This window comes from Agrobacterium sp. DE0009 (assembly GCF_007680755.1).
Lineage (GTDB): Bacteria > Pseudomonadota > Alphaproteobacteria > Rhizobiales > Rhizobiaceae > Agrobacterium > Agrobacterium tumefaciens_B.
The window spans coordinates 649901-664037 of sequence record NZ_VEIU01000001.1; the positions used below are offsets into that span (position 1 = coordinate 649901).

A 14137-nucleotide genomic window follows, 5' to 3' on the forward strand; every position below is an offset into this window, starting at 1 on the left:
TCACAAGAGCCTGCGGCTTCTCTTTTGTTTAAAGGCAGGACGACCATGGCGAAAGCTACAACAATCAAGATCAAGCTGCTGTCGACAGCCGACACCGGTACCTTCTACGTCACCACCAAGAACAGCCGTACGTTCACGGACAAGATGACGAAGACGAAGTACGACCCGGTTGTACGCAAGCACGTTGAATTCAAGGAAACCAAGATCAAGTAATTTCTTGATCGGTTCTCCGGCAAATAGCGCGCCCCACGGGCGCGTTTTTTGTTTGTGGCTTCCCGGCATTCGATCAGGTCGCCGGCTTCGCCGCCCTTCCCTCGTTTGAAAGAAGGTGCAAAAAGCCGCTTCCAGAACCTCCCTGGACGCGACGCCCGATCGCAAGCAGCGATCGTCATGCAGAGGCCCCGCCTGCAACAGGCACGGCCGGGCAACCAGGCAAGGGCTGAAGTGGCGTCACAGCCTTCCCGCGACGCGTGCTAACGATGTCACGTTCGGTAAATGCGACGCGACGGGCAGGAAGACCACGTTCGCCAACAGGCTCAAACCCGCGTTGCAGCAAAGCAAAGAAAACGCCGCTCGCACCCGAGGGCGAGCAGCGTTACGACAGGCCAATTTTCAGAAACAAGGCGGTCGACCAACGATGCGATTACGGCACGAGGAACCGATTCGAACATCGCCAGCCGACCGACCCCACGATTCAGGAGATGCGGCGGACCTGAGCATCATGGGGCATTCAAACTACGCAATACCAGCCCCTGACAAGCGAAATCGCGACGGTTAGCCGCCATCATTCATCATCATGAAACGGATAAACCGCTGGGAAGAACTGTTATTCTCAACAATGAGTTTGCGCAGAAGTAAAATAAAAATCAACAAAATCTTAGGCTAAAGTACGGGACCAGGTAGACATGGTTAAGTTTACAAATCTGGTACACTATAGTTCGTGAAACGGCAGAATTCAACGCATTTCTCAACTTTTACTATATTTACATCGACTCATTACATCTTTTCATTGTGAAATGATAAAATACATCCGAACTCAAAGACTTGCGGCATCACACCCCGGCATTCTCCCGTCGGGCCCGCGCTTCCGTCGGACATGACGAAGAATAGCGCAAGAGTGATGACGGCATGCGCGTAGCCGGCTCAGGCAGCTGCTGCGACAACCCGGTTGCGTCCGGTGTGCTTTGCCTCGTAAAGCGCCCTGTCTGCCTGCTTCAGTATTTCGTCCGGCGTGCCGAAGGCACCACTGCTCGTCGCGATGCCGAGCGACGCGGTGATACTCAGCTGCCGGTCTATCGAACGGACGTAAAAAGGCTTGTCCTCCACGATCGACCGCAGGCGCTCTGCAACACTTGCAGCGAGCTCCATTGGCGTATCGGGCATGACGACGACGAATTCCTCTCCGCCGTATCGGCAGGCGAGATCCGCACCTCGCACCGTGCTGCGGATGCGGGTGGCGAATTCTCGCAGGACCTCGTCACCGACATCATGGCCATAGGTGTCGTTGACCAGCTTGAAGCGGTCTATATCCGTCATGCAGATGGAGATGGGGCGGCCGCGAACGGCGGCGCGATCGAACAGGATCTTCAGGTGATTGTCGAGATAGCGACGATTGTTGAGCCCGGTCAGCGCGTCAACGATGGCGAGCTCCATCGTGTGCTGAAGGTTCAACCGCAGATGCTCGTTGTACCGTTTGCGCCTGATCTGCGTCAGCGTGCGGGCGACGAGTTCATTCGGATCGATCGGCCGGAGGATGTAATCATTGACGCCAAGATCGAGCGCCCGCGCCACCATGTCATCCGCCCCCTGCTCCGCCACCAGAAGCAATGGCAGGAAGCGGGTGCGCTCCAGCGAACGTAGCTGCGAGCACAGCCGCAGCGGATCGTAATCCTCAAAATTGGAATTGACGATGACCAGCTCGAATGGATTGCTCGCGGCCTTCAGCAGCGCCGATTGTGGCTCCGTGACGGCATCGACGTCGGCGATCGGCTTCAGTGCCCGGACGATCCGCTCCTGCGAGCTGGCGCGGCCATCCGCCACCAGCACGCGCCCCGGCGTCTGCATCAAGCCATCGCTGCGCAGCATCTCCTCGATGCCGATCTGGCGTGCGGTCTCGGCGCGCAGCCGCAATTCGTCACTGACGGCTTTCAGACGCACGAGGCTTTTGACGCGGGCGATAAGCTGCAGGTCATTGACCGGCTTGGTCAGGAAATCGTCGGCTCCAGCTTTCAGACCGCGCACGCGGTCCGAGGGCTGATCCAGCGCAGTGACCATCACAACGGGGATATGCGCCGTCTTCGGATTGCTCTTCAGCTTCTCACAAACCTCGAATCCGTCCATGCCCGGCATCATGATATCGAGGAGGATGATGTCCACCTGCTCGTCGTCACAGATGGCCAGAGCCTTGAATCCATCCTCGGCCGTGATAACGTCGAAATATTCCGCCACAAGACGGGCTTCCAGAAGCTTCACATTGGCCGGAATATCGTCAACAACCAGAACTCTCGCTGTCATTCCCGTTCCCCAGTCGCCTTACGCGTCGCCCAGATAGGTCTTGATGATCTCGATGAATTTCGGAACGGAAATCGGCTTCGATACATAGGCCTCACATCCGCCCTGGCGGATACGCTCCTCATCACCCTTCATGGCAAAGGCCGTGACGGCAATAACCGGGATGACGTGCAGCTCGTCGTCCTCCTTCAGCCATTTTGTCACTTCCAGCCCGGAGACTTCCGGAAGCTGAATATCCATGAGGATGAGGTCAGGGCGATGCTTGCGGGCGAGATCGAGCGCTTCCATGCCGTTACGCGTCTGGATCGTCGTGTAACCGGACGCCTCGATCAGGTCGCGAAAGAGCTTCATGTTCAGCTCGTTGTCTTCGACTATCATGACCTGCTTGGGCATGTGAGAAGTCCCCGTTTCCCTTTGAAACCTTCATCCAGACATATAAGTTGCCAAGATGCCGATTCCATCGTCCATTCGTTGCGCAAAGCTAGAGGGATTTGGTTTCAAAAAAGGTAACTTCGGGGAAGAAATGCTGCGCGATACAAAAAACAAGGGCACTGCCGCCCAGGATCCGCAAGAAACAGCCGCCGCCATACTTGGCTGGCTGGCAAATGAGCCTGATATGCTGGGACGTTTTCTGGCGCTGAGCGGGCTGCAGGCCAACATGCTGCGCCAGGCAGTGACCGATCCCGGCTTTCTGGCTGGTCTCACCGATTTCCTGATGAGCCACGAACCGGACCTGATGGCATTCTGCGCGGCGACCAATACGTCACCCGAAACGGTGGCCGCCGCCTGGCATCACTTTTCCGGGCCTGGACTGGATTCAGGCGTGTATTAAGATGGCGGCCTCTTGAGCCGCTGTCACGGCCGGAGTATGGTCGGGGACGTTCTGGTTTTGTTTTCGGTTCATGTCCACGTCGCAGCACTATGATCCCGGTTTTTGCCGTGACTGTCTGGCCGGCCAGCCAGAAGGGGTCAGGCGTTGCCGCGCATGCGGCAGCCCGCGCCTTCTCTACCATTCCGAGCTGTATGATCTGAGTATCGCCCATATCGACTGCGACGCGTTTTATGCATCCGTCGAAAAACGCGACAATCCGGAGCTGGCAGACAAACCATTGATCATCGGCGGCGGCAAGCGCGGCGTGGTGTCGACCGCCTGCTATATTGCCCGAATACACGGCGTACGTTCCGCGATGCCCATGTTCAAGGCGCTGGAAGCCTGTCCTGACGCCGTCGTCATCAAGCCTGATATGGAAAAATACAGCCGCGTCGGGCGGCAAATCCGGGCGATGATGCAGGAGTTGACGCCGCTGGTGCAGCCGATCTCCATCGACGAGGCTTTTCTCGATCTTTCCGGCACCGAGAAGCTGCATCACGATCCCCCGGCACGTGTTCTGGCGAAATTCGCCCGGAGGGTCGAAAAGGAGGTCGGGGTCACGGTTTCGGCAGGGCTTTCCTATTGCAAATTTCTCGCCAAGGTGGCGTCCGACCTGCAAAAGCCACGCGGCTTTTCCGTTATCGGCGAAGCCGAGGCGCTTACTTTTCTGGCGACGCGCCCCGTCACGACGATCTGGGGCGTGGGCAAGGCCTTTGCGGCGACGCTGGAAGCAGACGGCATTCGCATGATCTCGCAATTGCAGGAAATGGAGGAAAGCGAGCTGATGCGCCGTTATGGCGGGATGGGGCAGCGCCTGTTCCGGCTCTCCCGCGGCATCGACGAACGGCATGTGCATGACAATGATCCGGCCAAAAGCGTGTCATCGGAAACCACTTTTTTCAACGACATTTCGCGCCACGAGGATCTCGTCCCAATCCTGCGCTCGCTTTCGGAGAAGGTTGCCTGGCGGCTGAAGAAGAGCGGTATTTCCGGCCATACGGTGGTGCTGAAGATGAAAACGGCGGACTTCAGGCTGCGCACCCGCAATCGCCGACTGGATGACCCGACGCAGCTTGCCGACCGGATTTTCCGCACCGGTCTCTCGCTGCTCGAAAAAGAAACCGACGGCACGAAATTCCGGCTGATCGGCATTGGCGTCAGCGACCTGCGCGACGCAGCGCTTGCCGATCCGCCTGATCTCGTCGACAAACAGGCGGAACGCCGGGCTGCGGCAGAAGCGGCGATGGACAAGCTGCGCGACAAGTTCGGCAAGGGCAGCGTCGAGACGGGCTATACGTTTGGACACCGCAAATAGCGGTTGCAGCGTTGCATCACGCTGCCGCGCACGTCTTGCTGTGGATATTTCAGATTTTACACAAATTAGTGATGTCCAAAACTCCCGGTCCTTAAGCTTCATTAAACTTCCCGTGGTTGAATGAAGCAAGTTTTGTGCATGTGGTGTATTGCGTCATGTCCTTTCGCCTTCGTCTCTTGGCTGGCATGCTGTCAGCCAGCATTCTTGCGTTTCCGGCGCTTGCCGCCGACAGCCGGTCGTTGCAGATCCTCGTTTCCAAGAGCGATCAATCACTGGCGCTCTACGAAAACGGTGAGATCATCGCCACCTCGAAAGTCTCCACCGGCAAGCCCGGGCATGAGACGCCGAGCGGCATCTTCTCCATTCTGGAAAAGCGGAAATATCACGAATCGAATATCTACTCGGCTGCGCCCATGCCGTTCATGCAACGGCTGACCTGGTCCGGCATTGCACTGCATGAAGGCAAAGTGCCGAACTACGCCGCCTCGCACGGCTGCGTGCGGTTGCCATCCAAGTTCGCCAAGTCACTATTCGGTGATACACGCACCGGGGTTCATGTCATCATCACCGACCGTCCGGTGTCGCTGCGCTTCGTCCAGCATCCGGCTCTGTTTGTTCCGCGTGACGATACCGATGACGGGAAGCTGCTGCTCTCGGATGTCGAGTTGCGTCCAGCGACTTTCGATGCGGCCTTGGGCGCAGTCGAAGTGGCCGTTAATGAAAAAACCCAGTCTCTCAAGCCAACAGCGAAGGTGAAAGACCCCTCGCCGCTGCGCATTCTCATCACCCGGCGTGGGGAGCGGGAAAAGGTGATGGATATTCAAACAGTGCTGACGCGTCTCGGCTTCGACGCCGGCACGGCGGATGGTTACGCGGGAGAGATGACAATCAGCGCCATCAACGGCTTCAAGCGCTGGAAGGGTCTCAAAACAACCGGCCCGCTTTTGACCGATGCCTTCGTGACGGCGCTATACGCCTCCGCCGGTGAAGACCATCCGCCGACTGGCCAGATCATGGTGCGGCAGGATTTCAAGCCGCTATTCGAAGCCGCCATCGACATCAAGGACCCAGAAGTCGCGCTCGGAACCCATTTCTTCGAAGCCGTCTCCGTGGATCGAGCGGCCGGAACTGCGGAATGGAATGGCGTCACGCTGGAAAACCACTTGCCCGCCGCCGCCCAAAAGCGGCTCGGGATCACGAAGACCGAAGCCCCCGGTGGTTTTGATCAGTTAAGCGCCGTGCTGAGCCGCGTCGATATACCCGCAGATGTCCGCAATCGGATCGAGCAGGAGCTTTCGAGCGGTAGCTCCATCACCGTCTCCGATATCAGTCACCAGCTGGAGACAGGGACCGGTACGGACTTCATCACCGTCACAAAAGAAGGGCCAGTGTGAGCACTGTGTGAGCTGTGTGCCTCACACCAGCTCCACATCGACCACTCCCGGTGCAGACCTGAGCGCCGCGGCGATCTCAGGTGAGATGCGGTACTTCTCCGTCAGCTCCACCTCGATCTCCCGGCTCCCTTCATCCTTGATGACGATGAAATAGACGGAGCCGTCACCCTTGGTGTTGAGGTGGCGCGCCACCGTTTTCAGCGGACCGGAATCGCGGACATAGACACGCAGCGCCTTCTGCATCTGCACGGATTTTTCTTCCAGCGACTGCGCCGTCTGAATACGCAGACCAATGCCTTCCGGGCGCTCTTCCGCCTGCACGGTGATGACAAGAGACTTGCCGACCTCAAGCAGATCGCGGAACTGGCCGAGCCCCTCGGAAAACAGCACGGCCTCATATTGTCCTGAAGCATCCGAGAAGGTGACGATACCCATCTTGTTGCCGGTGCGGGTTTTGCGCTCCTGCTTGCCGGTGACGGTCCCGGCGAGGCGCCCGGCCGTCGCGCCCTGTTTTACCGCGGCCGAAAAATCGGCGAAGTTCTGCACTCGCAACTTCTCCAAAATCGGGCGGTAAGTATCGAGCGGATGGGCGGTCAGGTAAAAACCGAGAACCTGATATTCGCGCAGCAGCTTTTCCGAGGCGAGCCATGGCTGAAAAGCCGGCAGAACCAGCTTTTCCGGCCCATTGCCGGCACCGGAGCCGAACATGTCCGACTGGCCAATGGTGCGGTTGTTCTGCGCCATCTGCGCATAACCGATGATCCGGTCCAACCCGCCGATCAATTCTGCACGGTCGCGGCCGAAACAATCGAAAGCGCCGGCATTGATGAGGCTTTCCAGTACACGCCGGTTGATCTGCTTCGGATCGATGCGCAGGCAGAAATCCTCGAGGCTCGTAAATGGCTTGTCGCCGCGGACCTGGACGATGTGCTCTACCGCGCCCTCGCCCACACCCTTGATGGCCGCAAGCGAATAATAGATGCGGTTCTCACCCGTCTCGAATTGACGGAAAGAGGTCTGCACCGACGGTGCGACGATCTCGATGCCGAGACGCCCCGCGTCCTGACGGAAATCGTTGAGCTTTTCCGTGTTGGCCATGTCGAGCGTCATAGAGGCCGCCAGGAACTCCACCGGGTAATGCGCCTTCATGTAGGCGGTCTGGTAGGAGACGATGGCGTAGGCCGCGGCATGGCTCTTGTTGAAGCCGTAATTGGCGAATTTCGCGAGAAGATCGAAGATCGTGTCGGCCTGCGGCTTCGAAACGCCGTTCTTGATCGCACCGTCCACGAAGCGCTCGCGCTGCTTGTCCATTTCCTCCTTGATCTTCTTGCCCATGGCGCGGCGCAGAAGATCGGCTTCCCCAAGCGAATAACCCGACAGAACCTGGGCGATCTGCATCACCTGTTCCTGATAGACGATAACGCCCTGCGTTTCCTTGAGCAGATGGTCGATGGTCGGGTGGATTGATTCCAGCTCCTCCTCGCCGTGCTTGCGCGCGTTGTAGACCGGGATGTTCTCCATCGGGCCCGGACGATAGAGCGCCACCAGCGCGATGATGTCCTCGATGCAGTCAGGCCGCATGCCGATCAGCGCCTTGCGCATGCCGGCGCTTTCCACCTGGAACACGCCGATGGTTTCGCCGCGCGACAACATCTCGTAGGTTTTGACGTCCTCAAGCGGGATTGCCGCAAGATCGACCTTGATCCCGCGCTTGGCGACGAAATCGACGGCGACTTTCAGGACCGTCAGCGTCTTCAGGCCGAGAAAGTCGAATTTGACGAGGCCAGCGCTTTCCACCCACTTCATGTTGAACTGCGTGACCGGCATATCGGATCGCGGATCGCGATACATTGGTACAAGCTTCGACAGCGGGCGGTCACCAATGACGATACCGGCGGCATGGGTGGAGGCGTGCCGGTAAAGCCCTTCGATCTTCTGGGCGATATCCAGCAAGCGGGCGACCACCGGTTCCTTGTCCGCCTCTTCCTGCAGGCGTGGCTCTTCCTCAATCGCTTTGGACAGCGGCGTCGGGTTGGCCGGATTGTTGGGCACGAGCTTGCAGATCTTGTCCACCTGCCCATAGGGCATTTCCAGCACGCGGCCGACATCGCGTAGCGCAGCGCGAGCCTGCAGCGAACCGAACGTGATGATCTGCGCCACTTGCTCACGGCCATATTTTGCCTGCACGTAGCGTATGACCTCTTCGCGGCGATCCTGACAGAAGTCGATATCAAAGTCGGGCATCGATACGCGTTCGGGATTGAGGAAGCGCTCGAAGAGTAGCGAGAACCGCAACGGGTCGACGTCGGTGATCGTCAGCGCATAAGCGACAAGCGAACCCGCACCCGAACCACGGCCCGGCCCAACCGGAATATCGTGCTGTTTCGCCCATTTGATGAAGTCTGCAACGATGAGGAAGTAACCCGGGAACTTCATGCGCGAGATGACGCCGAGTTCGAAATCGAGGCGGTCGCGATACTCCTGTTCCGTGTAACCGGGCGCCATGCCGAGGGCAGAAAGGCGCTGATTCAACCCCTCCACGGCCTGACGGCGCAGTTCCTCGGTCTCGGCGCGCTCGGCCGCCTCCGGATCATCGCTGGCGCCGGTGAAACGCGGCAGGATGGGCCCACGTTTTTTCAGTACGTAAGAGCAGCGCAGCGCGATCTCGACGGTGTTGTCGAGCGCCTCGGGGAGATCGGCAAACAGCGCCGTCATCTCCGCACGGCTCTTGAGGTAGTGATCAGGCGTCAGCCGGAAGCGGCTGTCGTCCGAGACGATAGCATTGTGCGCGACGGCCATCAGCGCATCATGCGCCTCATAATCGGCCTTCGACGGAAAGAAGGCTTCGTTGGTCGCAACCAGCGGAATATCGTGCTCATAGGCAAGGCCGATCATGCGCCGCTCGTGCGAACGATCGTAACCCGACTGGCGCTGCAACTCGATATAGAGGCCGTCACCGAAGAGTGACTTCAGCGCCAGAAGCCTCTCTCTGGCCTGCGCGGCGTGGCCGTCCTTCAGTGCCATATCAACTGGCCCGCCGGATGCGCCGGTCAGTGCAATGAGCCCCGCATTGGAAGCTCCTTCCAGCCACGCGCGGGTTATATGCACGGCGTGACCACTGCCCTCGCCGTCGAGATAAGCGCGACTGACGAGATCGACCAGACGCTCGTATCCTTCCGCATTGGCGGCGAGGAGGACGATAGCGGGAAGTTTCTGCAGATGGCTATTATGGCTGCGGCGGTCATCCGCCGCATCCTGCATGTCGATGGACAGCTGGCAGCCAATGATCGGCTGCAATCCCTCGTCGCGGGCCTTTTCGGAAAATTCCAGCGCCACAAAAAGGTTATTGGTATCAGTGATGGCAATGGCCGGTTGACCGTCTGCGACGGCCTTGGCCATTATTTTCTTGAGCGGCAAAGCCCCCTCAAGAAGGGAATAAGCGGAGTGCACCCGAAGGTGGACGAAACCGGGAGTGTTCACGGTGTCGCCAGAGCTCTCTCCATGCACAACCATATCGCCCATATCATCATCCTGTCATTCTGAATCACGGGGGCGATTTTCCGATTTCCGGCGCTCAATGTCCACCGCCTTGCGGTGTCCATACAGGCTTCTGCGCCGGTGTCTTCTTCACAGGGCGGTGAGGATCACCGAAAAGCTGGCAACGAAGACAGCGATGGAGGTGAAAGCGGCAACGTCACGGATGAAATCAGTCATTGGTCTCTCCTTACTCGTTATGTTCTAACTTTGTTCTCATTCTGTTCGTTTGTCAACAGGGTTCTGTCGATGTTCCTCTTGCCAATGCAGGAGAATCGCCGCGGGTTCCCGCGAGCAGCCAAACAAGTCGCTGACTCCAAAGCAAAAAACCCGGAGGGGGCAAAACCTCCGGGTTCAAAAAAAATCATGTAGTAAGGACGCTTATCCTTGCATCGCGACGCCGACATCACCCAGGCCAGCAACCCAGCGGTTTGCTATGGCATTGTCTCGGCGCCCAGATGACGGTCCGCCATTGCGTTCGGAATGCTGAGAGACAGATGCTGCCCTGCCGGTCAGGGTCAGAAGTCGACGATCTTTCCTTCGGCGAGCGTCACACGCCGGTCCATACGGCCGGCAAGCTCGTGATTATGGGTGGCGATGAGTGCGGCGAGGCCCGACTGTCGCACCAGCGCCTCCAGCGCGTCGAAGACATAGGATGCCGTTTCCGGATCGAGATTGCCGGTCGGTTCATCAGCCAGAAGCAGGAGGGGCGCGTTGGCGACCGCGCGGGCAATGGCGACACGCTGCTGTTCACCGCCGGAAAGCTCGGCCGGCCGGTGTTCTCCGCGGTGTCCTACCCGCATGTAATCCAGCAACGCACTCGCGCGCTTGCGGGCCTCTGCCTGCGTGAGGCCAGCAATGAGCTGCGGCATCATCACGTTCTCAACTGCTGAAAACTCTGGCAGGAGATGGTGGAACTGATAAACGAAGCCGATGTCACTGCGGCGGATCGCCGTGCGCGTCTCATCCGGCAGGCCGTTACACGGCGCGTCGTTGATATAAACTTCGCCGGCGTCTGGATGTTCGAGAAGCCCGGCGAGATGCAGCAAAGTCGATTTTCCGGTGCCGGAGGGGGCGACCAACGCCACCATCTCACCGCTCTTTAACTGGAAATCCGCCTTGCGCAGGATGGAAAGCGATGTCTCGCCCTGACCATAGGTTCTTTCGACACCGGTAAGCCGCAGCACTGTTTTTTTTGCCATATTGCGAAGCGGTCCTTATTCGTAACGCAGGGCCTGAACCGGATCGAGCTTGGAAGCACGCCAGGCCGGGAAGATCGTTGCCAGGAAAGAGAGCGTCAGAGCCATGATGACGACCGTGATGGTCTCACTAATATCCATTTCGGCCGGAAGCTGGCTGAGGAAATAGAGCTGCGGATCAAACAGCACCGTGCCCGAAATCCAGGAGAAGAACTGCCGGATGGATTCGACATTGAGACACACGAGGACACCAAGCGCCACGCCAGCGAAGGTACCGACCGTGCCGATCGCCGCTCCTGTCATGAAAAAGATGCGCATCACGGCACCTGAGCTTGCGCCCATGGTGCGTAGAATGGCGACATCACTGCCCTTGTCCTTTACCAGCATGATCAGGCCGGAAATGATGTTGAGCGCCGCGACCAGGACGATGAGCGTCAGGATCATGAACATCACGTTCCGCTCCACCTGCAGGGCGGAGAAAAAGGTCTGGTTCCGCTGCCGCCAGTCGGTGATGTAGACCTGCCTTTCAGCCGCCTGTTCCACCAGCGGGCGGATGCCGTCAACGTCATCCGGGCGGCTGACATAGAGCTCGATGGACTGCACGACTCCGTCAGCGTTGAAATAAAGCTGCGCCTCCGAGAGCGGCATATAGATCATCGAGGCGTCGTATTCGGACATGCCGATCTCGAAGACACCGGAGATCTTGTAGGATTTGACGCGCGGATTAACCCCCATCGGGGTCACGTCACCTTCCGGTGATATGAGGGTGATATCGTCGCCAGCCGTGACACCCAATTGCGATGCAAGCCTGGAACCGACGAGGACGCCGTCACCTGCCATGAAGCCAACGAGATCGCCGGTCTTGATGTTGGTGGCGACCTCCTTGACCTTGTCGATATCCTCCTGGCGCACACCGCGGACCAGAGCGCCGGAGCCCGCACCGCCGCGGCCGGAGGCGAGCGTCTGTCCCTCCACCAGCGGCAAGGCCATGGTGACGCCGGGAACGGCGGCGAACTTCTTCGCCAACTCGTCATAATTATTGAAAGGCTGATCGATCGGCTGCACGATCATGTGGCCGTTGATGCCGAGAATGCGGGAGATCAGCTCCGTGCGGAAACCGTTCATGACGGCCATGACGATGATGAGCGTCGCTACGCCCAGCATAATGCCGACAAAGGAGAAACCGGCAATGACGGAAATGAAGGCTTCCTTGCGCCGTGACCGCAGGTAGCGCCAGGCCACCATCCGTTCAAAAGCGGAAAACGGCCGGGCGGTCTTTACCCCGGCGGAAACAGCCGCACCCTTTTCAGCCTCGGCTTGTGCCATGTCGTCTCCCTGATTTCAAACTGCAAGGCCGGCTTTTCCAAAACCCGCCCTGTATTTCCTTGGCATCGGCGATGCAAAAGCGGAGCGACCATCAACTGGTCCGCTCCGGCTAGCGCTTGCGCTCAGGCCAGCACCCTGTTCATTGCCGCCTCGACGGTGACGGTTTCCCGCTCGCCGGTCTTGCGATCCTTCACTTCGACTTCGCCATTCGCGACCGAACGCGGGCCGACGATGATCTGCAGCGGCACGCCAATCAGATCGGCCGTGGCGAATTTCTGGCCCGCACGGTCGTCCGTATCGTCGTAGAGAACATCCTTGCCGGCGTTGGAGAGCTGGTAATACAGCTTTTCGCAAGCTGCATCGCAGGCCGCGTCTCCAGCCTTCATGTTGATGATCACGACGTCGAAAGGAGCGACCGAAGCCGGCCAGATGATTCCGTCCTCGTCATGCGATGCTTCAATGATGGCGGGAACAAGGCGTGTCGGTCCGATGCCGTAGGAACCCATGTGGACAGGGTGTTCTTTTCCGTCCTTGCCCTGCACTTTTGCGCCCATCGGCTCGGAATATTTCGTGCCAAAATAGAAGATGTGGCCGACCTCAATGCCGCGTGCCGAAAGGCGTTCGCCCTCAGGAATCGCGTCATAGGCGGCTTCGTCATGCATTTCAGAGGTGGCGGCGTAATCAGCCGTCCATTCGTCGAACACGCCCTGCAATGCTTCGACATCGTCGAAGTCAGTGCTTTCAGCGGGAATGGCGCGGTCCAGGAAGCTCTTGTGGCAGAAGACCTCGGATTCGCCGGTGTCGGCCAGAATGATGAACTCGTGGCTGTGATTGCCGCCGATCGGGCCGGTATCGGCGCGCATGGGAATGGCGCGCAGACCAAGCCGTTCGAATGTGCGCAGGTACGCCACGAACATCTTGTTGTAGGAATGGATCGCGTCTTCCTTCGTAAGGTCGAAGGAATAAGCGTCCTTCATCAGGAATTCGCGCGAGCGCATGGTGCCGAAGCGAGGACGCACCTCGTCGCGGAACTTCAGCTGAATATGGTAGAGGTTCAGCGGCAGGTTCTTGTAGGACTTCACGTACGAACGGAAGATGTCGGTGATCATCTCCTCGTTGGTGGGGCCATAGAGCATCTGGCGATCCTGGCGGTCCTTGATGCGCAGCATTTCCTTGCCGTAATCGTCATAACGGCCGCTTTCCTGCCACAGCTCTGCCGACTGCAGGGTGGGCATCAAGAGCTCGATGGCGCCGGAGCGGTTCTGCTCCTCGCGGATGATCTTGTTGACCTTATCGAGCACGCGTTTGCCGAGTGGCAGCCAGGAATAGATGCCAGCCGATTGCTGCCGGATCATGCCGGCACGCAGCATGAGGCGGTGAGACACAATCTCGGCTTCCTTGGGGTTTTCCTTCAGGATGGGCAGGAAATAACGGCTAAGACGCATGACGGCTTCCATTGATGCGGACGACCGCGCGTGAAGCGCGGGAATCGCCCCGAATAGAGGGATATTGGCGCCGGATATAGCCGTTTCCGGCCCGGATGAAAACCCGCCATGAAAAGAGCGATAAAGGCGATTTCAAGGTATTTTCGCGATAGCTAATTCTCGTCAAAACGCTTTGGCCGGAATATTATTCTTGCTTGGGTGCGACATAATGCACCACAGGGAATTTTTTGCCGACTGTAACAAATATGCAAAAAATAAGATGACAAGCATGGGGCTTTGAGCTAGCTTTAGCTTACAAAAGAGGCAGGAAGTTTAAATTCTTGTCATTTCGCGGTCAGTCTTGGGAGGATTAGATCTTAGGCGCGCTCGTTCGCTGCCCCGGTAACGGTTACAGATCACGCGAAAACTGGAAAACAAGGCTGAAAGGCCTTGTTTTTTTTTGCTTCGAACCCAGTTTCGCTCTTGAGCTCATTCATTTGCGCGAATGCCGACCGTCGATGCACCACCTTGGATGGTGTGTGCACGATACATGTGACATCCGT

At 58.3% G+C, this 14137-nt stretch carries 10 protein-coding genes; 4 read left to right on the plus strand and 6 right to left on the minus strand.

Features of this window, described 5'->3' with window-relative positions; translation table 11 throughout:
- Positions 1-45 precede the first annotated feature (45 nt).
- Positions 46-213, plus strand: coding sequence for a 50S ribosomal protein L33 (rpmG, locus tag FS804_RS03300; RefSeq protein WP_003496403.1), 168 nt, complete (start codon positions 46-48; stop codon positions 211-213).
- A gap of 930 nt (positions 214-1143) precedes the next feature.
- Here rpmG and FS804_RS03305 read toward each other — a convergent pair.
- On the minus strand, positions 1144-2514 hold the full coding sequence (locus tag FS804_RS03305) for a PleD family two-component system response regulator (RefSeq protein ID WP_063951182.1): 1371 nt from the start codon (positions 2512-2514) through the stop codon (positions 1144-1146).
- An 18-nt stretch (positions 2515-2532) separates the two neighbouring features.
- Positions 2533-2904: a response regulator gene (locus tag FS804_RS03310; protein ID WP_003496409.1), complete on the minus strand. Its 372-nt coding sequence runs from the start codon at positions 2902-2904 to the stop codon at positions 2533-2535.
- Positions 2905-3034: 130 nt separating this feature from the next.
- Between FS804_RS03310 and FS804_RS03315 the strand changes: the two genes are divergently transcribed.
- The 3 genes from FS804_RS03315 to FS804_RS03325 all read left to right on the plus strand — a co-directional run bounded on the left by FS804_RS03315 (position 3035) and on the right by FS804_RS03325 (position 6091).
- Positions 3035-3343 carry a DUF3572 domain-containing protein gene (locus FS804_RS03315; protein ID WP_144576312.1) on the plus strand — a complete coding sequence of 103 codons (309 nt, stop codon included), beginning with the start codon at positions 3035-3037 and terminating at the stop codon, positions 3341-3343.
- A 70-nt stretch (positions 3344-3413) separates the two neighbouring features.
- Complete coding sequence (locus FS804_RS03320) at positions 3414-4697, plus strand: DNA polymerase IV (protein ID WP_144574687.1); 1284 nt, start codon at positions 3414-3416, stop codon at positions 4695-4697.
- A gap of 155 nt (positions 4698-4852) precedes the next feature.
- Positions 4853-6091 carry a L,D-transpeptidase family protein gene (locus tag FS804_RS03325; RefSeq protein WP_144574691.1) on the plus strand — a complete coding sequence of 413 codons (1239 nt, stop codon included), beginning with the start codon at positions 4853-4855 and terminating at the stop codon, positions 6089-6091.
- A gap of 21 nt (positions 6092-6112) precedes the next feature.
- On the opposite strand, the gene dnaE is transcribed toward FS804_RS03325, so the two are convergent.
- The 4 genes from dnaE to proS form a co-directional block, all read right to left on the minus strand.
- Entirely contained in the window at positions 6113-9613 is a 3501-nt protein-coding gene (gene dnaE, locus FS804_RS03330) for a DNA polymerase III subunit alpha (protein ID WP_144574694.1), read from the minus strand.
- Between the two features lie 530 nt (positions 9614-10143).
- On the minus strand, positions 10144-10827 hold the full coding sequence (locus FS804_RS03340) for an ABC transporter ATP-binding protein (RefSeq protein WP_063951187.1): 684 nt from the start codon (positions 10825-10827) through the stop codon (positions 10144-10146).
- A gap of 15 nt (positions 10828-10842) precedes the next feature.
- Positions 10843-12150 (minus strand): lipoprotein-releasing ABC transporter permease subunit, encoded by a 1308-nt coding sequence (locus tag FS804_RS03345; RefSeq protein WP_144574696.1) that lies wholly within the window; start codon positions 12148-12150, stop codon positions 10843-10845.
- Positions 12151-12272: 122 nt separating this feature from the next.
- Positions 12273-13595: a proline--tRNA ligase gene (gene proS, locus FS804_RS03350; protein WP_144574699.1), complete on the minus strand. Its 1323-nt coding sequence runs from the start codon at positions 13593-13595 to the stop codon at positions 12273-12275.
- Positions 13596-14137 lie beyond the last annotated feature (542 nt).